This is a genomic window from Neolewinella litorea, assembly GCF_004803465.1.
GTDB lineage: Bacteria > Bacteroidota > Bacteroidia > Chitinophagales > Saprospiraceae > Neolewinella > Neolewinella litorea.
Map to the genome: position 1 here is coordinate 126,074 of NZ_SRSF01000006.1, position 24,434 is coordinate 150,507.

The following is a 24,434-nucleotide window of genomic DNA, read 5'->3' on the forward strand; positions in this document are numbered from 1 at the left end:
TACGCAGTGAGAGCCTTGCGATGAACGAATCCCCTTAACAACTGCCTCCTACTGACAAAACCGGCCCCGGAGGGGACTTCTCAGACGAGCAAGATCAATACGCTGTGAGAGCATTGCGATGAACGAATCCCCTCAACAACTGCCTCTTACTTACAAAACCGGCCCCGGAGAGGACGTCCCCGACGAGCAAGGTCACTACGCAGTGAGAGCCTTGCGATGAACGAATCCCCTCAACAACTGCCTCCTACTTACCAAACCGGCCCCGGAGGGGACGTCCTGGACAAGCAAGGTCACAGCAAAGCGCAGCGTAGCAGGGGCCTTGCGCTCATCACCCCCACCACACCCCACAAAATTCCCTAAACCTCCGCCCGCCCGCCCCCGTTCCACCCCCAATGCCCCTCCTGACCTTTAACGACTGCGGGATCTACTGCGAACGCGCCGACGTGTATATCGACCCCTGGAAACCGGTAGACCGCGCCCTGATCACCCACGGCCACGCCGACCACTCCCGCTGGGGCAACAAGTATTACCTCTGCACCCGCGCCGCGGCGCCCGTCATCCGTTACCGCCTCGGCGACATCAAACTGGAGACCGTGGAATTCGGCGAAGTACGCACCATCAACGGCGTCAGGTTCAGTTTCCACCCTGCGGGCCACATCATCGGCTCGGCCCAGATTCGGGTCGAATACCAGGGCGAAATATGGGTGGCCAGCGGCGACTACAAACTCGAGGACGACGGCCTCTCAGAAGCATACGAACCGATACGGTGCCAGCACTTCATTACCGAATCCACCTTCGGACTACCCGTCTACCGCTGGACGCCCCAGGAGGAGGTCATGGCCGACATCAACGACTGGTGGCGACAGACCGCCAGCGAGGGCCGTACGGCTATCCTCACCGGCTACGCCCTCGGCAAGGCGCAGCGGTTGCTCGACGGCCTCGACACCTCCATCGGCAAGATCTACACCCACGGTGCCATTGAGAACACGAACGAGGTGCTCCGCAAGCAGGGCATCAAATTGCCCCCGACCACCCGCGTAACCCGCGAGATCAACAAAAAGGACTACCCCGGCAACATCGTGGTTGCCACTCCCGGCGCCATCGGCCAACCCTGGGTCAAGAAATTCGGCAACGCCTCTATTGGTGCCGCCTCCGGCTGGATGACCCTCCGCGGGGCCCGCCGCCGCCGGGGCGCCGACCGGGGCTTCGTGCTCAGCGATCATTGCGACTGGCCCAGCCTGCTCGAGGCCATCGATCTGACGGGGGCCGACAATGTGTACGTCACCCACGGCTATACGGCCATCTTCAGCAAGTACCTCCGCGAACAGGGCCTGAACGCCGTCGAACTCCACACCGAGTACGAGGGGGAGTTGGCGGAGATCGAGACGAAGGGGAATGCAGAAACGGAGAAGGAAAATGCTGCTGCTGATGCTGAGTAGGGATTACCGCAGAGGTCATGGAGGCAGGCACAGAGGTTTCACAGAGGTGTTCATGCCGCGCCTCTCCGTGGACCTCCGTGAAGCCCTCTGCGTCCTCCGTGGTGAATACGCAACACCCAGCCACCCATGAAGAACTTCGCAGAAATGTTCCGCCGCCTCGACCGCACCACCAAGACCAACGCCAAGGTGGATGCACTGGCCGACTATTTCGTGCAGGTGGACGATGAGGACAAGCTCTGGACCGTAGCCCTGCTCAGCCACCGCCGACCACGCCGCACCGTGAATTCCAAATTGCTCCGCGCCTGGGCCTCGGAGCTGAGCGGCATCGACCCCTGGATCCTGGAAGAAAGCTACCATGTGGTGGGTGACCTGGCGGAAACCATCGCCCTTATCCTCCCGCCGCCGGAAGAAGATTACGACCATACCCTCACCCACTGGATCGAGTACATCCAGCAATTCGCCGATTACGACGAAACGGGAAAAAAGGAAGCCGTGCAGGAAGCCTGGCGCGGACTCAACACCACCGAACGCTACCTCTTCAACAAGCTCATCACCGGCAACTTCCGCGTCGGGGTAAGCCAGAAACTGATGACGCGCGCCCTCTCCCGCGCCACCGGCATCGAGGAAACCAACCTGGCCCACCGCCTGATGGGCAACTGGACGCCGAACGATACCACTTTTGAGGACCTGATCCACAGCGAGTCGGCCACCGACGATATCTCCCGTCCTTATCCCTTCTACCTGGCCTACCAGCTGGAGCAGGCGGCTGAAGACCTCGGCAACCCCGCGGATTGGCAGGCCGAGCACAAGTGGGACGGCATCCGCGGACAGGTGATCGTGCGTAACGACGAGGTGTTTGTCTGGTCGCGGGGCGAGGAACTGGTCACCGACAAGTATCCGGAATACCACATACTCGCCTCCGCCATCCCCAACGGCACGGTGATCGATGGAGAGATTCTGCCATTCCGTGATGGGCGTCCCCTGGGCTTCAATGTGCTGCAGACGCGCATCGGCCGCAAGACGGTCAGCAAGAAACTGCTCAAGGACGCCCCCGTGGTGCTCATGTGCTACGACCTGCTCGAGTACGAGGGGCGCGACATCCGCCAGCTGCCCATGGAAGGCCGCCGCGAACTCCTGGAGCGACTGGTCGAGGAGTACCCCACCAATGGCGTGCTGCAGCTTTCCCCGGTATTTGACTTTACGGAGTGGGGCGAGCTGGCCGCCGAGCGGGAAACCGCCCGCGAAAAGTACAGCGAGGGCATTATGCTCAAGCGCCGCAGCAGTCCCTACCGCCAGGGGCGCAAGAAAGGCGACTGGTGGAAGTGGAAGGTCGATCCCCTCACCATTGACGCCGTCATGATGTACGCCCAGCGGGGCCACGGCCGCCGGGCCAACCTGTACACCGACTTCACCTTCGGGGTGTGGGATGGTGATCAACTGGTGCCCTTCACCAAGGCCTACTCGGGCCTCACCGACCAGGAATTCAACAAGATCACCGCCTGGGTGCGCCGCAATACCGTGGAGCGTTTCGGCCCCGTACGCAGCGTCAAGGCCAAACAGGTCTTTGAGATCGGTTTCGAGGGCATCCGCCGGAGCAGCCGGCACAAGTCGGGCGTGGCGCTCCGCTTCCCCCGGATGCTACGCTGGCGACACGACAAGCCCGTAGAAGAAGCCAACACCAAGGATGACCTGGAGGCCCTACTGCAAGCCTACGGGGAATAGGGCGGCGGCGCGCGGGTGCCGCGAACCAACGGATGTACATAACTCGGTGGTTAAAGCAGATTGTCCGTCCTGTCCGGCGTGGGAAGTCGGAATTCAACCGGTTGGGCAAGATACATTACCGTTGTTGCTAGCATTCTCAATAGCTTATATTTCAGCACCTTAAATTTATGCAACGGTACCTTGCAGCGGCTTGCCGGTCACATTTTGACCGATTATTTGCGGTGGCTTGGTGCACCGGCTCATTACCTTTAGCAGATCATATAATTCACTAGTGCTATGAAAAAATATCTACTTGCCATCCTTGGCTTGGCGCTGTCTGTGGGCCTGATGGCCCAGCGCGTGATCGAGGGGACCATTACTGACGAAGGTGGAATGCCGCTCATCGGGGCTTCGGTCCTGGCCCAGGGTACGAGCACGGGAACCGTGTCGGATATCGACGGCAACTTCACGCTAACCGTCGCCGATGAAGTGACGAACCTGATAGTTTCCTATACCGGTTTTGCCACCCGCGTGGTACCGCTGGACGGCAGCACCACCTTGGAGATCATTCTTTCCGAGGATGCCGCCCAATTGTCTGAAGTGGTCGTGGTCGGCTACGGCAAGCAAATCCGCAGCACCCTGACCGGTAACGTTGCCCAGATCGACGGCGGGGATATTGAGAACCTGCCGGTGTCGAGTGTCGAGCAGGCCATGCAGGGGCGTTCGGCCGGGGTGTTCGTGCAGTCGGTCAGCGGTAAGCCCGGCGGACGGATCAACATCCGCGTCCGGGGCAGCTCCTCCATTTCAGCGGGTAACCAGCCGCTGTACGTTGTCGACGGGGTGCCCATCACCAGCGGCACCTTCAGCAGTCCGGGCTCCGGTAGCCAGAACTTCCTGGCCGACCTGAACCCGAACGACGTGGAATCGATCGAGATTCTCAAAGATGCCTCCGCCGCGGCCATCTACGGCTCGCGCGCCGCCAACGGTGTAATTCTCGTAACCACCAAGCAGGGGAAAAGCGGCAAGGCCCGCCTGAACGTCAACATCAGCTCGGGGGCCAGCGAACCGAGCCGCCTGCGAGAGTTCATGGACGCCGAGGAATTCGTTTCCTTCTTCCGGCAAACCGCCGCCGGGGGCGCCCGCTACGACTGGGACAACCAACTGGATGAGTTCGGTCTGGGCGACGATTATACCCTGGAGAATACCATCGCTGCGTATACCGACTTCGTCGAAGGGCGCTTCGACCGCTACAGCGGACCCAGCGACTGGCGCAATAACGAGACGAACACCGATTGGCAAGAAGAAGCCTTCCAGACCGGCCGTAACCAAAACGCCGACCTGAGCCTGAGCGGGGGCACCGATAAACTGACGTACTACGCCAGCTTCGGCTACTCCGACCAGGAGGGCATCCTGGCCGGCAATGGATTTCAGCGACTCAGTACCCGCCTCAACCTGGACGCTCAGGCTTCCGACCGGTTCACTTACGGTATGCGGGTCGGCTTCAGCCGCAGCGACAACGAACGCGTGAGCAACGATAACCAGTTCAGCACGCCGCTGCAGCTGATCGCGCTGGCCCCCATCACGCCGGTCCGCAACACCACCGGCGAAGAGTACCAGGGCTTCGCGCCCGGCCAACTCTTCGACCGCCCCATCACCACCTACTACAACGGACTCGTGGAGCTGGCCAACAGCGAAAAGCAATCGATCAGCTACCGGACCCTGGGCAACGTCTTCGGCCAGTTTGAACTCACCGAAGGACTCTCCGCCCGGGCCGAAGCCGGTGTAGACGTGGCCAACATCAAGCAGAACCGCTTCCTGGGCCGCCTTACCGACGGTGGAGAATCTACGAACGGATTCGCAGACAGCCGCTGGAGTAATATCGTCAACTACACCACCAAGGCCCTGCTGCTCTACAACCGTGGCTTCGATGCTGGCCACAACGTGGATTTTGTCGGAGGGGTGGAATTCCAGCAGTCCACCAACGAAGACATCGAAGTGGACGCCCAGGAGTTCCCCCTGGACCAGTTGCGCACCATCGCCAGCGCGGCCGACATTACGGGCGGCTCGACTACCCTGACCGAGTTCTCCTTCCTGAGCTATTTCGGCCGGGCCAACTACAACTATAACCGCAAGTACCTCTTCAGCCTTAGCGCGCGCATGGACGGCTCCAGCCGCTTCGGTGCCAACAACCGCTACGGTTTCTTCCCCGCCGTGGCGGCCGGCTGGGTACTGAGCGAGGAAGATTTTCTCGAAGGCAACCCCTTGGTCAGTTACCTCAAACTGCGCAGCAGCTACGGACTCACCGGCAACGCCGACATCAGCAACTTCGCCAGCCTCGGACTTTATGGTGCCTCCGGCTACGGCGGGGTTTCGGGCCTCGCACCGGTGCAGATTCCCAATCCGGACCTGACCTGGGAATCCACCCTGCAGTTCGACTTCGGTATCGATTTTGGCGTCTTTAACAACCGACTGAGCGGTGAGCTCGACTACTACGTCAAGAACACTAACGACCTGCTGCTCAACGTGCCCATCCCCGGCACCTCGGGCTTCCGCACCCAGTTCCGCAACCTGGGCGAATTGCGCAACCGCGGAGTTGAACTACTGCTGAACGCGGTGGTTTCCGACGCGGCCTTCGGCTGGAGTTCGAGCTTTAACTTCTCCTACAACAAGAACGAGATCCTCTCCCTGGCCCCCGGGCAGGACATCATCGACGACGGCGGTAGCCGGTACATGAACGTCGTGAAGGTAGGGGAGAGCCTGGGTGCCTTCTACGGACTCGAGTATGCGGGCGTGGACCCTGCGAACGGCGACGGCCTTTTCTACATCAATGAGACCGACGACGACGGAAACATCGTCAACCCGGACGCCACTACCAACAATGCCAACGAGGCCAATTTCACCATGCTCGGCAACGCGCTGCCCACCACGCTGGCCGGCTGGACCAACAACTTCACCTACGGCGGCGTATCGCTGGATATCTTCTTTCAGGGCAGCTTCGGCAACGAGGTGCACAACTCCGCCGGCGTCTTCCAAAGCTGCGGCGGCTGCTGGTTTGATAACCAGACGCGGGACCAACTCGACGCCTGGACGCCCGAGAATACCGATACAAACGTGCCGGAAGCCCGCTTCTTTTGGGGCAACGCCGACAACGGCCGCAGCAGCCGATACCTGAGCAGTGGTGACTTCATCCGGCTCAAGACCCTTACCCTGGCTTACGAGCTGCCCCCGACCCTGGTCGATCGCATCGGTCTGAACCGTCTCCGCGTCTACGTCACCGGTCAGAACCTGGCCCTCATTACGAAGTACGACGGCTGGGACCCCGAGGTAGCTGCCGACTTCCTCTCAGACAGCTCACCCAATATCCTGACCAGCGTGGATTTCTACACGGCCCCGCAGCCCAGGACCATCATCGTTGGCGTCAACGTCGGCCTCTAACCCCCTCCCATACCCAAAACGAATACCATGAAAATCTCACATATTTTCCTTCTACTGGGCATCGGACTGCTGACGGCCTGCAGCGACGAGCTCGAAATCCAACCCTTCCAGAATGTCAGCGAGGATGTTGCTCTCGGTTCAGACGCTACCGTAAAGGCGGTACTCGTCGGAGCCTACGACCAACTGGGATCGGGCGACCTGTACGGCGGCAACAACCTGCGCGACGCCGAACTGCTGGGAGGAACCGGCGAGATCCTCTTCGTCGGCACCTTCAACAGCCCGGATGAGATAGCCCGCAAGCAGATTTCCGTCGGAAACCTCGACGCCGAGGAGACCTGGCTGGAAAGCTATGAGGTGATCAATACCGTCAACAATGTCCTTTCCGCACTGGAGGTCGTCGATGCCGACGATCGCGCCCGGGTAGAGGGGGAAGCCCGGTTTATCCGCGGACTAGTCTACTTCGACCTGTTGCGTTACTTCGCGCTGCCGTACGAGGGCGGTGCGGCCAACGATCAGCTGGGCGTTCCACTGGTGCTGACGCCTACGCGCGGCATTTCGGAGGAGAACAACGTCAGTCGCGCCTCCGTGGCGGCCGTCTACGACCAGGTCATCGAAGACCTGACCACCGCGGCCGACCTTCTTCCGGAAACGAACGGCTTTTTCGCCAACCAGTACGCGGCCACCGCCCTGCTCGCGCGGGTCTACCTGCAGATGGACCGCTACGCCGAGGCCCGCGACGCGGCCAATACGGTCATTGAGAGCGGCTTCTATTCCCTGACGCCGAACTACGCCTCCGCCTTCATGAACGGCAGCAATTCGAACGAAGACATTTTCGCCATCCAGGTGAGCAGTCAGGACGGGGTGAATGCCCTGACGACCTTCTTCTCGGTCCCGGAATTCGGCGGCCGCGACGGCGACATTGAAATCCTGCCCGCCCACCTGGCCCTCTACGATCCGGAAGACGACCGCTTGGCGCTGTTCTTCGAGCGCGGTGGGGTCACCTACACCGGCAAGTTCAACAACCAGTTCGCTAACGTGACCGTGATCCGCCTGGCGGAAATGTACCTTATCCGGGCCGAGGCTAACGAGCGACTGGGCACGGAAGTCGGGGCTTCCCCCACCGAGGACATTAACCGGCTGCTGGTCCGCGCCGGACTGGAACCGCGCGACGAGGTCGACCTGGACTTCATCTTGCTGGAGCGGCGGCGTGAACTGGCCTTCGAAGGCTTCCGCATCCACGACATCAAGCGGCTGCAGGGCTCGGTCGGGAACTTCAACTACGACGCCCCTGAACTGGTGTACCCCATTCCTGCGCGGGAGACGGTCGCCAACCCCAATTTGCAGCAGAACCCTGGGTACAATTAGAAACCCTCGACCTAACAACAAGACCCCGTCCGGTAGATACTGGATGGGGTCTTTTGCTGCTGTAAACGTCGGATGTCTTAGACATCCGACGTCTACAGCACCGAATACTGCACGAAATCCGCCTTCTCGGGGTAGTCGGTGGTGTAGTGCAGGCCCCGGCTTTCCTTGCGCAGGGAGGCGGCCTTGGTGACGAGGTAGCCGACGGTGATGAGGTTGCGCAGTTCGCAGAGCTGCGGACTTACCAGGCTGTTGCGGTACAGCTCCTCGGTTTCGTCGTGGAGCAGGTTCAGGCGATCCTTGGCGCGCTTCAGACGCTTGTCGCTGCGGACGATGCCTACGTAGCTCGACATTACCTCCTTCAGTTCCTTGGTGCTCTGGGTGATCAATACCTGCTCCTTGGGTTCCGTGGTGCCGGTCCGTTCCCACTGGGGGATGCGCTCCTCGAGGGTGCAGTTGTCGATGTTGGCGGCGATGGAGTGGGCGATCCGGTGGCCGAACACCAGGGCTTCCAGGAGGCTGTTACTGGCCAGGCGGTTGGCGCCGTGAAGGCCGGTGCTGGTGCACTCTCCGCAGGCGTACAGTTGGTTGACCGAACTGCGACCGAATTCGTCGACCTGCACGCCGCCGCACATGTAGTGGCAGGCGGGGGTGACGGGGATCAGGTCCTTCATGGGATCGATCCCCTTTTCCTTGCACTTGTCGTAGATGGTGGGGAAGTGGGCTACGAACTTCTCCCGGTCGAGGTGGGTGCAGTCCAGGCACATATATTCCGCGCCCGTGACCTTCATTTCATTGTCGATGGCGCGGGCCACGATGTCGCGGGGGGCCAGGCTGCCGCGGGGGTCGTAGTCGTGCATGAACTCCGTACCATCAGGCCGTTTCAGGATGGCGCCGAAGCCCCGCACCGCCTCGCTGACGAGGAAGGCCTGTTTTTCGAGTCCGGGATTGTACAGCGCGGTGGGGTGGAACTGTACGAACTCCATATTTTCCAGGTGCACCTTGGCGCGGTGGGCCATGGCCAGTCCGTCGCCGGTAGCGATGACCGGGTTGGTGGTGCTGCGGTAGATCTGTCCGTTGCCGCCGGCCGCCAGCACGGTATTGCGGGCGAGGATGGTGGTGATCTCCCAGTTTTCCTTATTTAGGACGTAGGCGCCGTAGCACTCGATATTTGCAGTCAGGCGGGTTACGATATGACCCAGGTGGTGCTGGGTGAGCAGGTCAAGGGCGAAATAGTGCTCGTGCACCACGAGGTTGTCTAGGGTTGCCGCCTTGGCGCTGAGCGCGCGCTGGATTTCCCATCCGGTGAGGTCCTTGTAGTGCAGGATGCGGTTTTCGCTGTGTCCGCCTTCCCGGCCGAGGTCGTATTTCTGGAACTGGTCGAGGTCGAAGCGGGTACCCCACTCGATGATCTCCTCCACCCGTTCCGGCCCTTCCTCTACCACGATGCGCACGATGTGCTCCTCACACAGTCCCGCTCCCGCGTCAAGGGTATCGGCGATGTGCTTCTCGTAGTTGTCGGCCCCGTGATCCCACACGGCGGCCACCCCGCCCTGGGCGTAGCTGGTGTTGCTTTCGCGTTCGTTGACCTTGGTCAGCACGTCGATCTTGAGATCGGGCCGCAGCATGGCCAATTTGATGCCGGTGCTGAGGCCGGCGATGCCGGAGCCGATGATGAGGACGTCGGTGGTCAGGGTGCGGGGATTGGATTGTTGCACGGTCAGGGTATCGGGAAAGGTGAATCGTAGGGCCGGACAGTCCGGGCCGGGAGTTTGGTTTGTCGAATGCCGCTACGGGCCTTGACGCTACAGCTTGGTATAGTGCCGGTCTTCGGTGATCGATTTGCTGGGGTTGCGCCACATGCCGCCCTCCACGCCGTCCCACAGCTTGTCGGCCTCCACGGGTCCCCAGGTGCCGGCTTCGTACATCGTCAGCGGGGCCTCGTTGTTTTCCCAGGCCTGGAGAATGGGGTCTACAAAGGCCCAGGCCTGTTCGACACTGTCGCCGCGGGCGTACAAGGTGGGATCTCCCTTCATGCAGTCGAGCAGCAGGCGGCTGTAGGACTCGGGGACGTCCTTGGTGGTCAGGTCCCGGTAGAAGAAGTCCATGTCGACGTTCTTCACGCGGAATCCCTCACCGGGCACCTTCATGCCGAATTCCATGGCCATGCCCTCGTCGGGCTGGATGCGGATGATCAGCTGGTTGTCGCACTTCATGGCATAGTCATCGTAGGCGGCGAAGATGGCCTGCGGCGGGTTCTTGAATGTGATGACCACCTCGGTCACCTTCAGCGGCAGGCACTTGCCGGTGCGGATGAAGAAGGGTACCCCGGCCCAGCGCCAGTTGTCGATGAAAAACTTCATCGCCACGTAGGTCTCGGTGGTGCTGTCGTCCGGCACCCCTTCCGCGTCGCGGTAGGCGGGTACCTCGCCCTCCTTGGTTTTTCCGGCGGTGTACTGGGCACGCACGACCTGCTCGGCCACCTGTTCTCCCTTGATGGGGCGCAGCGACTGGAACAGTTTCATTTTCTCGCCGCGGATCGAATAAGCGTCGGCGCGGATGGGGGGCTCCATCCCTACGTGGGCCAGCACCTGCAGCAGGTGGTTCTGCACCATATCGCGCATGGCCCCGCTCTCGTCGTAGTAGCCGCCCCGGCTGCCCACGCCAACGGTTTCGGCGGCGGTGATCTGGACCGACTGGATGTAATTGCGGTTCCAGAGGGGCTCGAAGAATCCGTTGGCGAAGCGGGTCACCAGTAGGTTCTGCACCGTTTCTTTGCCGAGGTAGTGGTCGATCCGGTAGATGTCGTTCTCGCGAAAAACCGATTGCAGTTCCTCGTTCAGCTGGCGGGCCGAGGCCTCGTCGTAGCCGAAGGGCTTCTCCACCACGAGGCGCGACCAGCCGTCGGCCGGCTTGTTCAGGCCCACGTCGGCGAGCGCCTTGGGGATGGTGTTGTACAGTTTTGGCGGGGTGGAGAGGTAGAAGATATAGTTGGAACCCGTACCGAAGCGCTGGCCCAGGTCCTCCAGACGGTCCTTCAGTTTTTTCACGTCTTCGGCTCCGTCGTAGGCCTTCAGGTCCTGGTAGAAGAGCAACTGGGAAAAGGCATCCAGCTTGTCTTCGTGGCCTTCCGCTTCGAAGAATTCATTCTCGAATACCACTTTCTTGCGAAACTCCTCATCGGTAAAATCCGTCCGGCTGGCGCCCAGGAGGGCAAATTTTTCCGGTAGGTACCCCCCGCGGTAGAGATCGAAGACGGCGGGGATGAGTTTGCGTTGGGCCAGGTCGCCGGAAGCGCCGTAAATGATCAGGATGTGGGGGTCGAGTGTATTGGCCATGCGTGGGTGAAGGGTACTGCGTAATCGGTTCCTTATCAAAGGTCCCACTTTTTAGAAGGTTTACGGCCGCTGCAAGGTAATTTTAGGCCCATCCACTAAAAACGCGTTCCATGACTATCGGCATCGCTACCGACCACGGCGGCATCGAACTCAAGCAGCAATTGCAGGCCTACCTGGAAAGTCAGGGCTATTCCGTGCGGGACTTCGGTGCCTATTCCTACGACGCGGCCGACGACTTCCCGGACTTCGTCATCCCCCTGGCCCGAGCCGTGGGCAACGGGGAAGTGGAGCGGGGCGTGGCCGTCTGCGGCAGCGGCGTGGGCGCGAGCATCGCGGCCAACAAGATCAACAACGTGCGCGCCTGCCTCATCAACGAGACCTACAGCGCGCGCCAGGGCGTGGAGCACGATGACATGAACATGATCTGCCTCGGCGGCCGCGTGATCGGCATAGAACTGGCCAAGGAGCTGCTCGACAATTTCCTGAAGGCCGAATACCAGGCACTACCCCGGCAACTGCGGCGCATGGGCAAGGTAGCCGAACTGGAAAAGTAGCCGGCCCTGCCCGACGGCCGTCGTTGGCTGTTGGGGCCGGCGGAGCGCAGGTACCAAGAATATCCCCGAAGAGCAAGAGGCAGCGGCAGCGCAGGATCGTACGAAGTCCTGGCTCGACAACCTGCAGCAGGAAAGCTGGCAGCTCGAACTGCTCATCAGCGGTTTCGTGATCTTCCTGCTGCTGGGCGGCTACCCCGCCGTGAAAGGCTACGAGACCGACCTGCGCCTGCTCATCGACGACAGCCGCAGCTACCGGCTGCTGTTCTTCCTGTACATGACGGGGCGCACCGCCTACCTGGCCCTGCTCGTCTGCCTCCTGCTGCACGTCGTGATCCGGGGACTCTGGATCGCGGCCGTGGGACTGCGGTACGTCTCCGGAGACATCGACTACGAAGTCATGAAGTTCCGGCCCCGCTACACCCGGTGGCTGGAGGGGCAGATCGGCAGCTTCGACGACTACATCGAGCGACTGGAGCGATACAGCAGCGTACTGTTTTCCCTGGCCTTCCTGGTGCTGTTCTGCTTCCTGAGTATCGGCAGCTGGATACTGGTGATGATCGCGCTGCAGGAGGGCTACAACTGGCTTCTGGGCCGCGACCTCAGTAATAGCACGGGGATCCTGCGGGGGGCGGGGGTGTTCACACTGCTCCTGCTGTTGCTGAGCCTGATCTACTTCCTCGATTTCGTCACGCTCGGCTTTTTCAAGCGCAACCGCTATACGGCGCGCCCCTACTACTATCTGTACCGCGTGATGGGGTGGATCACCCTGGCCGACCTGTACCGCCCCCTTTACTACAACCTGATCGACCACCGCTTCGGCCGCCGGCTGGCGCGGTTGGTGCCGGTAGTGGTGGTGCTGCTGCTGGTTGCCGTTTCCTTCGTGGTGGTGAAGTACCGGTATTACCCCTTTTACCTGCGCGACGGACTGGCTTTCGTCGATGCGGAGAATTACCTGGACACCGACGGCTGGACCGGCACCGAACTGGGACGCATCACCCTGGAAAGTCGCTACCCGCGCCACAATTACGTGGAGGCCTTCGTGCCCTACCGCCCCTACCTTCACGATGAAATCCTGGAAAAGCTGGCCCCGGAACTGGAAGTGGCCCGCTATACCGGCGCAAAACTCAGTGGTGCTTTCACCGTAGGAGAGCGAAGCAACGCAGCTGCGGACAACCAGGCTTTGCTGGCGGCCTTTTCGGACCTGTTCAGCTTGTCGGTGAACGACAGCCTGCTCGACCCCACGCCGCGCTTTCATATTCACCCGGTACGGCAACAACCCGGTCTGCTGTATATGATCCCCGTGCACGACCTGCCCCGCGGCGAACACATCCTGAGCGTACGATCGCGGCAACTTCGGAGCGATACCCTCGGATGGTCTTCGGACTATAACATCTACTTTTACAAATAGCGAACCATTCCCGCCCGTAACCTTTTGACCAAAGCCAGCTTTACCGGGTTTCCTCCGGTCTGATTCGCATTGCACCCGCGCTCCGGCGCACTAAAATATCTCTTGATGGACCAGCAACTTTATGATTTCGGCATGATCGGCCTTGGCGTTATGGGCCGCAATTTTCTCCTTAACGTAGCCGATGACGGCTTCGGCGCCCTGGGTACGGATATTAACCAGGAATCCGTCGATGCCCTCAACGCCGAGGGAAAGGACATGCGCGTTAAGGGGGTAAGCACCCAGCAGGAATTCGTAAGTCTGCTCAGCCGCCCCCGCAAAATCATGATGCTGGTGCCGGCCGGCAAGATCGTCGACAACGTGATCGAGGGCCTGCTGCCCCTGCTGGACGAGGGCGACATCCTCATCGACGGCGGCAACAGCCACTACGACGATACCAACCGCCGCTATGAATTCCTCAAGGCCAAGAACATCCGGTTCCTCGGCACGGGCGTATCCGGCGGGGCCAAGGGTGCCCGACTGGGGCCCAGCATCATGCCCGGTGGCGACCGCAGCGCCTGGGAGGACGTCAAGCCCATCCTGGAAACCGTAGCCGCCAAGGTAAACGGTGAGCCCTGCGTGACCTACATTGGGGAGAGCAGCAGCGGGCACTACGTGAAGATGGTCCACAACGGCATCGAGTACGGGCTCATGCAACTCATCGCCGAAGCCTACGATATCCTGAAGCGGGTCGGGGGCATGGGCAACGACGAAATGTCGGCCCTCTTCAGCCGCTGGAACGACGGGCGCCTCAACAGTTACCTCGTCGAAATTACCGCGGCCATCCTCAAATTCCGCGATGAGCAGACGGATAGCCACCTGCTCGACGTCATCCTCGACAAGGCCAAGCAAAAGGGTACCGGCAAGTGGACGAGCCAGTCGGCCATGGACATCGGCGTGCCCATCCCAACCATTGATTCGGCCGTGACCATGCGCGCCATCTCCGCTTTCAAGGAGTACCGGCAGGACAACTCCAAGCTCTATACCGTAGTACACCCCGACGAAGTGCTGCTGAAGGGGGAGGGACTGGCCAAGGCCGTGGAGGAATCCCTCTACTTCGGCTTCGTGGTCTGCTACGCCCAGGGCATGCACATGCTCGCCGAGGCCAGCGAGGAGATGAATTACAATCTGGACCTGGAAGGCATCGCCCGCATCTGGCGCGGCGGCTGCATCATCCGGGCCGAACTGCTGGAGACGATCCGGTCGGCCTACGGCAAGCGGCCGGGACTCAAGAACATGATGGCCACCATCGAATTCCGCGAGGATCTTCACGCCTGCCGCGATTCCCTGGCCGAAGTGCTGCACCAGGCCAACGAACGTGGGGTACCCAGTATGTGCCTCTCTTCCGCCCTGCAGTACTTCGAGGCCTTTCGGAGCGAACGACTGCCGCTCAACCTCGTGCAGGCGCAGCGCGACTACTTCGGCTCGCACAGCTACGAGCGGCTGGATCAGAAGGGAATCTTCCATTCCAGCTGGGACCCGAAGGTCGTGCGGGAAAAATAATCGGGTGGATTAACTGTATATACATTAAATTTGTGAGGCGGTTAAACTTTCATGTACCTACATGAGTTTACCATTCAGTTGTCACCGCCGGGCGGTGATCCTCCCATTTCCCCCAATTTATCCCTTATGAAAGCTTATTTCACCCTTCTCCTTCTCGCCCTGGTGGTTGTGGCCTGTGGTCCTTCCGGCACCGAGGTCGAATCTTCCGATGCCGTAGCGGCCGAGAACGCTGCTGCTGCCACTGCCTCTTTCGCCGTTGACACTGCCGCCAGCGCGGTACAGTGGGAAGGCAGCAAACTCGTCGGGGGCTCCCACGAGGGCATCATCCCCATCCAGAGCGGCAGCCTGAACGCCAACGGTAACGAACTGGTGGGCGGCACTTTCGTCCTGGACGTGACCCGTCTGGAGAACCGCGACCTCGACGGCGAGGGCAAAGGCAAGCTCGAAGGCCACCTGAAGAGCGCCGACTTCTTCGACGTGGAGCAGCACCCCACCGCTACCTTCGAGATCACCAAGGTGACCCCGGTAACGGGCCAGGCCGACTACAACCACGAGATCACCGGCAACCTGACGCTGAAGGGTACTTCCCGCAGCATCACCATCCCGGCCATGGTCACGATGGAAAACAACCAGATCACCGCCAATACCCCGGACTTCGTCATCGACCGCACCGAGTGGGGCATGCAGTACGGTTCGGGCTCCATTGCCGGCATTGCCCAGGACAACATCATCAACGATGAGGTTGGCTTGAACCTGAGCCTGGTAGCGCGTCAGTAAACGACCTAATATCAAAACCATTGGGAGGTTGTCCACGTCAGGTGGGCAACCTCTTTTTTATTGGGCTAGCTTTGCGCCATGGAAATCTGGTACTCCCTGCAAGACCTCCCGGATATTGCCGCCCGCCTGCTGCGGGAGTGGGGCCGCGATCGGGTTTTCGCCCTGACCGGCGAACTCGGTGCCGGCAAGACCACCCTGGTGGCCGAGCTTTGCCGCCAACTGGGCGTGGAAACTGCCGTGTCGAGTCCAACTTTCAGCATCGTGAATGAATACGCCGGGCGCGGCGGGGTGATTTACCACCTCGATTGCTACCGGCTGGAGGACGTGGAGGAGGCAATAGCTGCCGGATTAGAAGAGTTGCTGGCGGAAGCGCCGGGGGCCGTATTCGTAGAATGGCCGGCGGTGATAGAACCCTTATTGCCCCCCGACGTTGTTTTTCTGCGTCTGGGCCACGATCCGCAGGGTGGGGAGCAGCGTCACCTCAGCATAACCGGCGGTGAACCCGCAAGCTAACGTATGAGCAGCAAGGAAAAGGAGAAGATCGACGTACCCAAGGAGTTGACCTCGGGCTATGCCAAAACGCAGTCCGAAACCCTCATGGTGGAGTCGAAATCGGAGGAGCTGTTCATTGGCATTCCCCGCGAGATCACCCTGCAGGAAAAGCGCGTGGCTATCGTGCCGAGCGGGGTGCATACCCTCTCCAGCCGCGGCCACCGGGTGTTGGTGGAGACCCAGGCGGGCGCTTCCAGCAACTTTACCGACCACGACTTCAGCGAGTGCGGCGCAGAGATCGCGTACTCCGCCCAGGAAGTGTACCGCCGCGCCCGGGTGATCATCAAGGTAGCGCCGCCCACCCTCGAGGAGATCGAGATGATGCAGGAGGGCTGCATCCTGATCTCGCCCCTGCAACTGCCCATCATCAACGCCGAATACCTATACCGGCTGAAGCACAAGCGGATCATCGCCCTGGCCATGGAGTACATGCAGGACGACGAGGGCAGCTTCCCCATCGTCCGCATCATGAGTGAAATGGCCGGCATCTCGGCCATCCAGACGGCCGCCGAACTGCTCAGTACGAGCCACGGCGGACCGGGCATCCTGCTCGGCGGCATCTCCGGCGTACCCAGCGCCAAGGTGGTCATCCTCGGCGGGGGCGTCGTGGCCGAATACGCCACCCGTGCCGCCCTCGGTATGGGCGCGGAGGTGCGCATCTTCGACGACAACATCCACAAGCTGATGCGTCTGCAGACTTCCGTCGGCCGCCAACTCTATACCTCCTCCATGAACCCGGTGTACCTGCGGCGCGAACTGCTCGACGCCGAAGTGGCCATCGGGGCCATCCACGCCGAACACGGCCGCGCGCCCATCGTAGTGAGCGAGGATATGGTGCGCTCTATGAAGCCCCGCTCGGTGATCATCGACGTCAGCATCGACCAGGGCGGGTGCTTCGCGACCAGCGAACTCACCAGCCTCGATAAGCCCACCTTCCTGAAGCACGATGTGGTCCATTACTGCGTACCGAATATTGCCAGTCGGGTAGGGCGCACAGCCTCCATCGCGGTGAGCAACATCCTCACCCCCCTGCTCCTGCGCGCCGAAGGCGCGCGCAATTTCGAGCATTTCCTGTTTCACCATACGGGACTGCGCCACGGCATCTACACCTTCCGGGGCTGCCTCACCAACCGCTACCTCGGACAGCGCTTTGAGATGCGGCATACGGATATCGACCTGTTGATGACCAGCGGGTTATAGGTTCAGAGCCACAATAGTTCGTCGCCCAAAGCCCGGCGCGTGGCCTGCGGATCAAGGGCCAGCCCCAGCATCATGCCCCCGCCCCCGGCCCCGCAAAGCTTCAATCGGTAGGCCTCGCCCCCGTTCCATAGGGCCCACCAGTCTTCCGGGATCAGGCGCGGAAAATGCTCCAGTTGGTACTCGGATATTGCCGCCGTGGCCGCGTACAGTGCCGGACGGTCGTGCGTGCGCAGTGCGGCAATGGCCCGGTTGGCCGGTTCCAGCCAGCCCGCCCGGATTGCCCCTGGCTCCCGGTCGAAGCGAGCCAGAAAGTGTTCGATGAGGGGTGCGGCCGTGCGTTCGATCCCGGTATCCACGAGGAAGAAACCCGCGGACCAGGCATCCGGTAATTCTACGGGACCCGCGCTCCGCCGCCCATCGGTTGCGCCCCCGCCCAGCAGCAGGGGACGGTCGAGGTAGGAGATCAGGGGGTCCGTTCCGGAACTGCTGCCGTGGAAAAAGCATTCCAGCCGGGCCAGCAGATCGCGCAACTCGGAGGTGGAACGGCTGGGGGAGGAGTGGAGGGCGTAGCGGTCCCAAACGGCAGCGCACACCGCCCCGCTGCTGCCGAGTCCGTAGCCGGTAGGGATGTTGCCGGACAGTCGGGCGCCGCGGTCGACGTCGTGCCGGAAACGGTCGGCATCGATCACCTCGGAGAAGGATTTTTGGAGGTAGGCGGCGAATTCCGCCAGGCGTGGATCGCGCTCACCCCGTACCCAGCGCAGGGAAAGGCGGGGGTAGGGGACGGCCAGGCCCTGTCCGCCCCGCAGCACATTATGTTCTCCGTAGAGGAGGACCTTGGCCGGATAGGACCGCAGGGGTGCCGGATCGTCCATCATACGGGCAAGATAATCAGTGGTCGGTCAGCAGATTGCTGTAGCTGCGCGCCAGCAGGTCCGCGTCCCGGATGCCGAGCAGTTGCCGGTAGTGGTTGACCTGCTCCAGCAGGGCGTCCCGCTCTTCGGGGGCATCGCCGATGGCCTCGACCTCCACGAAGGTGCCGAGCCGCTCGACGGTATCGAGGTGAAATTTCACGTTCCCGATGAAGTAAATCTCCCGGTGCTTGTCGACCACCACCCAGGTGCCGAGCGCGTGGTCGAGGGTCTGCGCCAGGTCGGTGGCGGCCCCTTCCGTTTCCAGGCGGGTGAGGGATACGGAACTGTCTTTTGGGCCCGCCGCGTCGGGCCGCCGGTAAAAGATCAGGCTGCGCTCGATGGTGCCAATGCGCAGCTTGAGCCTGCCTTCGGGTACGTGGAAGTAATGGTCGATTTGGTGATCGGTACCGTGGAATACCGCCCCGGCCTCCAGCAGCGCCGCGCGCTGGCGGTCGTGGTGAACCGAGCGTGCCTTGATCTCAACCAGGTGCTTCTGCATCAATAGGCCTTGGCGAAAACCACCCGGCCCCGGCTGGGTGCGCCGGTGAGGATACACTTTCCGGGTTCTTCCGACTGATCCTGGGGGATACAGCGGATGGTGGCCTTGGTCATTTCCTTGATCTTCAGCTCGGTCTCTGTGGTGCCGTCCCAGTGGGCGTGGATGAAGCCCGGGATGTCGCGGTCGAGCACCGCCTGGAATTCCTCGAAGGTGTCGACGTAGGTGGTGTGCTCCTCGCGGAAGCGTACGGCGCGGTCGAAGAGGTTCTGCTGGATCTCGTCGAGGAGATTCACCACGTGGTCCACTATCCCTTCGATGGGCTGGTTGGATTTCGTTTTCTCGTCGCGGCGGGCCACTTCGATGGTGCCCTTGTCGAGGTCGCGCTGGCCGATGCCGAGGCGGACGGGGATGCCCTTCAGTTCGTTCTCAGCGAATTTGAAGCCGGGGCGCTGCTTGTCGTCGTCGTCGTAGCTGACGCGCACGCCGCAGGCCTTCAGCTCATCCATCAGTTCCCGGGCCTTGGCGTTGAGGGCGTCGTTGGGTTTGGGGATGGGGACGATGACGACCTGGGTGGGAGCCAGGCGTGGGGGCAGTACCAGTCCTTCGTCGTCGCTGTGGGTCATGATCAGTCCGCCCACCAGACGGGTAGAAACCCCCCAGCTGGTGGCGTAGACGTACTCTTCCTGGTTGTCGGCGTTGCTGAACTTGACGTCAAAGGCCTTGGCGAAATTCTGTCCGAGGTTGTGGCTGGTACCAGCCTGCAGGGCCTTACCGTCTTGCATGAGTGCCTCGATGGTGTAGGTATCGAGGGCCCCGGCGAAGCGCTCGTTGGCGGTCTTCACGCCGCGCAGTACGGGCATGGCCATGTACTCTTCAGCGAAGGTGGCGTAGACTTCCTGCATGCGCAGGGCTTCCTCCAGTGCTTCGTCGGCGGTGGCGTGGGCGGTGTGGCCTTCCTGCCAGAGGAATTCGGCGGTGCGAAGGAACAGGCGGGTGCGCAGTTCCCACCGGACGACGTTGGCCCACTGGTTGATGAGGAGGGGCAGGTCGCGGTAACTGGTGATCCAGTCGCGGTAGGTATGCCATATGATCGTTTCGGAGGTGGGCCGGACGATGAGTTCCTCCTCCAGCTTGGCGGTGGGGTCCACCACTACGCCGCCGCCGTTGGGGTCGTTCATGAGGCGGTGGTGGGTGACCACGGCGCATTCCTTGGCGAAGCCTTCCACGTGTTCGGCCTCGCGGCTGAGGAAGGATTTGGGGATAAAGAGGGGGAAATAGGCGTTGACGTGGCCGGTTTCTTTGAACATATCGTCCAGCTGCCGCTGCATCCGTTCCCAGATGCCGAAGCCGTAGGGTTTGATGACCATGCAGCCCCGTACGGCACTGTTGGCGGCGAGGTTAGCCTTCTTTACGATATCCAGGTACCACTCCGAATAATTCTCTTCCCGGGGGGTTATTGCTTTGGCCATGGGGCAACTTAAGATGGGGGTAAAATGTTGATATATAGAGGGTTTGGTCGCAAAGCAGGCGTTTTAACGCATTGAGCACCCGCTTTAAGACCGCTTTAACCCATTCGGGGGCACAAACTTACTACATTACACCTTGTAATAGGACCAAGGCCCCCGGACCCGATAAACACCAACAACATGCTTAAGCAAAAAATATACTTCGCGGCCGTCTCGCTCTTCGCTTTGCTGCTGGTTTCCACCAGTGCCCAGGCGCAGTACGACGACATGTACTACGACCCGGACAACTTCCGGAGTACCGAAGTGGCCCGTGATTTTTCCGAAGATTCCTACGATCGCGCGGACCGCGACGATCGCCGCTATTCCAGTTCGGAGGACGACGAATACTACGACTACTACTACACCAGCCGCATCCGGCGCTTCAACCGGCCGTACTACGGATTTGGATACTATGACCCCGTCTACGTCGACGTGGCCTACTACGATCCGTTCTTCCGCCCCGCCGGTACCACGGTGCTGATCTACAATTCCTTCGGGAATGTGTACGACCCCCGCTTCTCCCCCTGGGGCGGAGCTTACCGGGGCTGGAACCGCGGATTCGCCGGAGCCTACGGCTTCAACGATCCCTTCCTCTACGGCCGGGCCTATAACCCTGGATTCGGTCGCCGCTCCCTGTACGGCAACCCCTTCGGTTACGGCAACCCCTACGCATACGGTGCCTACGGTAACCTGGGCGGCGTCTACGGAGCCGGTGCCGGCTACTACTGCCCCCCCGCCTGGAGCGGTGGCAACACTTACGCCGTGCCCAACAGCATCAACGACCGTCCGGTATCCAATACCCCCCGCGCCGCTACGACTTCAATCGCCGACCGCGTAGAGCGGGCCCGCCGCAACTCCGCGGTAACTCCCCGCTCGGCCGATGGCCGGACCATCCAGTCCTCGAGCCGCACCGGTGAAAATACCCGGGCCGTAGGCCGTACCCGCACTACGGACGATACCCGTATCGACCGTACCCGTACCACGGTACAGCCTCGCAGCACGACGCCGCAACGCGCCGTTCCCCAGCGCGCTACCCGTCCGGATAACCGCACTTATACCCCCAGCCGGTCTACGACGCCTACCCGCAGCGCTACGCCCTCCCGCAGCGGCAACAGCCGGAACTATACCCCGAGCCGCAGTGCCACGCCCGAGCGTAACTACACGCCCAGCCGCAGCGCTGCCCCCAGCCGCTCGGTAACTCCCAGCCGCAGTGCTTCGCCCGCCCGCAGCGTATCGCCCAGCCGCGGCAGCAGCAGCGGTGCCGGTCGCTCGGCCGCACCCAGTCGCCGGGGCGGTGGTGGCGAGGAATAATTGCCCGACCTGACCAACCCAATTAAAAGGGGATGAGGACCACGGTACTCATCCCCTTTTTTACGCGCTGTCATTAAAGAAACCATAATAAGCCCGACGCCGGCAAACTTTCACGGGGCACCGGGATTACATCTGGGCCAATTCCCGCTTTATGAAAATCCTTCTCAGCGCCGTCCTCGCCCTCGTGGTCGCAGGTTCGGCGACCGGACAGACCTATTCCGACGTGCTGCGGTACTCCTACTTCTCCCCCCAGGGATCGGCCCGCTTTGCGGCCACGGGCGGCAGCCTCACCCCGATGGGCGTCGACGCTACCACCCTGCACACCAATCCGGCGGGCATCGGCTGGAACCGCTACAACATGGCCCAAATCACACCGGGTTTTTCCTTCACGGGCACCTCGGCCAACCTGGCGAACAGCACCGATGCCTCCAGCGTGAGCGAATCCGCGGCCACCTTTACCCTGCCGAGCGTCGGACTCATCTTCGCCGGGCCCACCCGCTCGGTGAACTGGTCGACCCTTAACTTCGGCGTCAGCGTCACCCGGCTGGCCGACCTCAACCAGCAACTTGCCTTTTCCGGCCGCACCCCGGGTAGCATCATTGAGGGCTTCGCCGAGATCATCGACATCGGCGACTCGGATCCCTACGGTGCCGACCTGGCGCTGCCCTTCCTCATTGAGGACCCCGCCACGAACCGGGTGTACTCCGACTTTTACGACTTCGACAACCAGACCACCCGCGACGAGCCCATCAGCCGCAACGGCCTGTACGACCGCCGGGGGAGCATCAACGAAGCGGCCATCGGACTGGGCGGGAATTATCGCGAAAAGGTGCTGTGGGGATTCAGTCTTGGTATCCCTTTCTTCAGCTACGATGAGGTATACACCTACGAGGAGGTAGACGATCAGGATGTGATCCCCGCCTTCGAAAACTCCGCCTACAACCAAAACCTGAACAATAGCGGTACCGGCTTCAACCTGAAGTTAGGACTCACCGCCCTGCCCACCGAGCAGATCCGCATCAGCGCCGCCGTCCATACGCCCACTTTCTGGACCATCGACGAGCAGTTCTCTACCACCTTCGGCTACTTCTACACCGAAAACGGATCGGCGGAGGGGGGCACGGAACGCAGCCCCCTGCTCTCGCAAGCCTATAATCTGCAGACCCCCTGGCGGTTCATGTTCGGTGTCGGTGCCCTGATCGGGGATCGCGGATTCGTGAGCCTGGACGCCGATTACGCCGACTTCACCAGCAACAGCATCAGCTTCGACGACTTCGCCACGGCCAACGCCGTATCCGACGCCGTGAACGCCGACGTGGACGCGATTCTGGGTTCCAGCCTGGGACTACGCGCGGGCGGCGAGATCAACATCGATCCCATCCAGGTGCGGGCCGGCGTCGGCTACCGGCAAGTCCCCTTCGCTGAGTACCTCAACAACGAGGACGAGGCGGTGATGACCTACAGCGCGGGTGCCGGCTACAGCCTCGGCAAGTTCTTCGTGGACCTCGCCGCACAGTACCAGGCGTACAGCAGTTTCCAGAACCCCTACGAAACCCTCGCGGTGCCGGGGCAAACCATCCTGACCGACCGCTCGCGGGTATCGGTGCTCCTTTCCGTTGGATTCCGCGGGTTCGGCACCGGCCTGTAACCACGTTGGACTCCCTCACGCAAATCGTTCTCGGCGCCGCCGTCGGAGAAGCCGCTCTTGGCCGCAAGGTGGGCAACCGGGCCTTGCTCTGGGGCGGTATTGCCGGCACCCTGCCCGACCTTGACGTCTTCGCCCGCCTCGTTACGGACCCGATGAGCGCGCTGGCGTACCACCGTGCCTTCACGCACAGTCTGCCCTTCGCGGTGCTGGCGGCCCCCATCATCGGCCTGGCGGTGCACCGCCTCTACGGGGGGAAGTCACTGCCGAGAGTCAGTACGCCCATTGTCTTTGCCGGGGCCCTGCTTGCCCTGTGGTTGCTGCTGTTCACGGGGAGCTTTCTGATGCCGGTGGAGGTGTACCACTTGCCGGAGATCGCCGTCGTGGTGACGCTGGTCTTCGCTTCGATCTGTAGCGTAGTTGGGCTTTGGGTATACCTGCGCCGTCGGCGGTTGCGGGGGCCGAACACCAGTGCCCGTCAGTGGTCGTGGCTGTTCTTTCTCACGATCGTGACCCACCCGTTGCTCGACTGCTTTACGGCCTACGGCACCCAGTTTTTGCAGCCCTTCACGGCCCTGCGCATCGCCTGGAACACCATCTCGGTAGTGGATCCGCTGTACACCCTCCCGTTCTTGCTTTTGCTCGTCTGGGCGGCCAGGTTGGGGCGGGGCACGCGGGTGCGGCGCCGGATCAATACCGCCGGGCTGGTGGTTTCTTCCGCCTATCTCCTGCTCACGGTAGTCAACCACCTCAACGTAAGTGCCGTCCTGGATCAGACGCTGGTTGAACGCGACCTTACCGCCGCACGCTCGATCCACAGTCCCAGTATCGGCAACAACCTACTCTGGTCGGCTACCGCCCAGGTAGGACGGGATTCCTTTTACGTGGGGCAGTACAGCCTGCTGGACCGGCAGCGGCGGTTCGTACCGTTCCAGGGCATCGCGGGGCACCACGATTGGCTGGACCCCTACGCCGGCGACCGCGAACTGGAGATCCTGCGTTGGTTCACCCAGGGCTACTTCGTGGTCCTGCCACGCGACTCCGGCCACGTGCAACTGAGCGATCTGCGGTACGGCATCCTGGGGACCGATCCCGCTGACCCCGACGCCTACATCTTCAGCTGGAAGATCGACACCACCATACGCCCGGTGCGGGTAGTGCAGCAGAGCGAAGGACCGCAGCGGGAACGGGAGGGGATGTTGGGGCAGATGTGGGAACGGATGAAGGGCATCTGATCTTTCGCCCGGCACCCGCG

At 61.6% G+C, this 24,434-nt stretch carries 18 protein-coding genes; 13 read left to right on the forward strand and 5 right to left on the reverse strand.

Annotated features, from left to right (window positions below):
- Window positions 1-392 precede the first annotated feature (392 nt).
- From E4021_RS13715 to E4021_RS13730, 4 genes are all read left to right on the forward strand, one after another.
- A complete protein-coding gene (locus tag E4021_RS13715; RefSeq protein WP_136459938.1) occupies window positions 393-1,439 on the forward strand; it encodes a ligase-associated DNA damage response exonuclease in 1,047 nt (348 codons plus the stop codon).
- A gap of 126 nt (window positions 1,440-1,565) precedes the next feature.
- The gene (locus tag E4021_RS13720; RefSeq protein WP_136459939.1) at window positions 1,566-3,161 is read left to right on the forward strand and encodes an ATP-dependent DNA ligase; all 1,596 of its coding nucleotides are present in this window, start codon (window positions 1,566-1,568) and stop codon (window positions 3,159-3,161) included.
- Window positions 3,162-3,437: 276 nt separating this feature from the next.
- Entirely contained in the window at window positions 3,438-6,575 is a 3,138-nt protein-coding gene (locus tag E4021_RS13725) for a SusC/RagA family TonB-linked outer membrane protein (RefSeq protein WP_136459940.1), read from the forward strand.
- A 27-nt stretch (window positions 6,576-6,602) separates the two neighbouring features.
- On the forward strand, window positions 6,603-7,940 hold the full coding sequence (locus tag E4021_RS13730) for a RagB/SusD family nutrient uptake outer membrane protein (RefSeq protein WP_136459941.1): 1,338 nt from the start codon (window positions 6,603-6,605) through the stop codon (window positions 7,938-7,940).
- Between the two features lie 92 nt (window positions 7,941-8,032).
- Here the strand turns inward: E4021_RS13730 and nadB are convergent, their stop codons facing one another.
- Both nadB and zwf read right to left on the reverse strand, forming a co-directional pair.
- Window positions 8,033-9,655, reverse strand: a complete 1,623-nt coding sequence (gene nadB, locus E4021_RS13735) for an L-aspartate oxidase (RefSeq protein ID WP_246050305.1) — start codon at window positions 9,653-9,655, stop codon at window positions 8,033-8,035.
- Between the two features lie 87 nt (window positions 9,656-9,742).
- Window positions 9,743-11,275 (reverse strand): glucose-6-phosphate dehydrogenase, encoded by a 1,533-nt coding sequence (gene zwf / locus E4021_RS13740; RefSeq protein ID WP_136459942.1) that lies wholly within the window; start codon window positions 11,273-11,275, stop codon window positions 9,743-9,745.
- A gap of 110 nt (window positions 11,276-11,385) precedes the next feature.
- Here zwf and E4021_RS13745 point away from each other — a divergent pair, with 110 nt between their 5' ends.
- From E4021_RS13745 to E4021_RS13770, 6 genes are all read left to right on the forward strand, one after another.
- Complete coding sequence (locus E4021_RS13745; RefSeq protein ID WP_136459943.1) at window positions 11,386-11,829, forward strand: RpiB/LacA/LacB family sugar-phosphate isomerase; 444 nt, start codon at window positions 11,386-11,388, stop codon at window positions 11,827-11,829.
- A gap of 166 nt (window positions 11,830-11,995) precedes the next feature.
- Entirely contained in the window at window positions 11,996-13,237 is a 1,242-nt protein-coding gene (locus E4021_RS13750) for a hypothetical protein (protein WP_136459944.1), read from the forward strand.
- Between the two features lie 105 nt (window positions 13,238-13,342).
- On the forward strand, window positions 13,343-14,776 hold the full coding sequence (gndA, locus tag E4021_RS13755; protein WP_136459945.1) for an NADP-dependent phosphogluconate dehydrogenase: 1,434 nt from the start codon (window positions 13,343-13,345) through the stop codon (window positions 14,774-14,776).
- Window positions 14,777-14,902: 126 nt separating this feature from the next.
- Window positions 14,903-15,553, forward strand: coding sequence for a YceI family protein (locus tag E4021_RS13760; RefSeq protein WP_168797607.1), 651 nt, complete (start codon window positions 14,903-14,905; stop codon window positions 15,551-15,553).
- A gap of 78 nt (window positions 15,554-15,631) precedes the next feature.
- Entirely contained in the window at window positions 15,632-16,066 is a 435-nt protein-coding gene (gene tsaE / locus E4021_RS13765) for a tRNA (adenosine(37)-N6)-threonylcarbamoyltransferase complex ATPase subunit type 1 TsaE (RefSeq protein ID WP_136459947.1), read from the forward strand.
- A 3-nt stretch (window positions 16,067-16,069) separates the two neighbouring features.
- Complete coding sequence (locus E4021_RS13770; RefSeq protein WP_136459948.1) at window positions 16,070-17,305, forward strand: alanine dehydrogenase; 1,236 nt, start codon at window positions 16,070-16,072, stop codon at window positions 17,303-17,305.
- A 2-nt stretch (window positions 17,306-17,307) separates the two neighbouring features.
- Here the strand turns inward: E4021_RS13770 and E4021_RS13775 are convergent, their stop codons facing one another.
- The 3 genes from E4021_RS13775 to proS are packed head-to-tail and all read right to left on the reverse strand — an operon-like array spanning window position 17,308 to window position 20,187.
- Entirely contained in the window at window positions 17,308-18,183 is an 876-nt protein-coding gene (locus E4021_RS13775) for a mevalonate kinase family protein (protein ID WP_136459949.1), read from the reverse strand.
- Between the two features lie 13 nt (window positions 18,184-18,196).
- Window positions 18,197-18,718, reverse strand: coding sequence for a class IV adenylate cyclase (locus E4021_RS13780; protein WP_136459950.1), 522 nt, complete (start codon window positions 18,716-18,718; stop codon window positions 18,197-18,199).
- Window positions 18,718-20,187 carry a proline--tRNA ligase gene (gene proS / locus E4021_RS13785; protein ID WP_136459951.1) on the reverse strand — a complete coding sequence of 490 codons (1,470 nt, stop codon included), beginning with the start codon at window positions 20,185-20,187 and terminating at the stop codon, window positions 18,718-18,720. The genes E4021_RS13780 and proS overlap by 1 nt, the downstream gene beginning before the upstream one ends.
- Window positions 20,188-20,364: 177 nt before the next feature.
- Between proS and E4021_RS13790 the strand changes: the two genes are divergently transcribed.
- From E4021_RS13790 to E4021_RS13800, 3 genes are all read left to right on the forward strand, one after another.
- Window positions 20,365-21,534: a hypothetical protein gene (locus E4021_RS13790; protein WP_136459952.1), complete on the forward strand. Its 1,170-nt coding sequence runs from the start codon at window positions 20,365-20,367 to the stop codon at window positions 21,532-21,534.
- Window positions 21,535-21,685: 151 nt separating this feature from the next.
- Window positions 21,686-23,182 carry a hypothetical protein gene (locus E4021_RS13795; RefSeq protein ID WP_136459953.1) on the forward strand — a complete coding sequence of 499 codons (1,497 nt, stop codon included), beginning with the start codon at window positions 21,686-21,688 and terminating at the stop codon, window positions 23,180-23,182.
- Window positions 23,183-23,187: 5 nt separating this feature from the next.
- Complete coding sequence (locus tag E4021_RS13800; protein WP_136459954.1) at window positions 23,188-24,414, forward strand: metal-dependent hydrolase; 1,227 nt, start codon at window positions 23,188-23,190, stop codon at window positions 24,412-24,414.
- The last annotated feature ends 20 nt before the right edge of the window (window positions 24,415-24,434 follow it).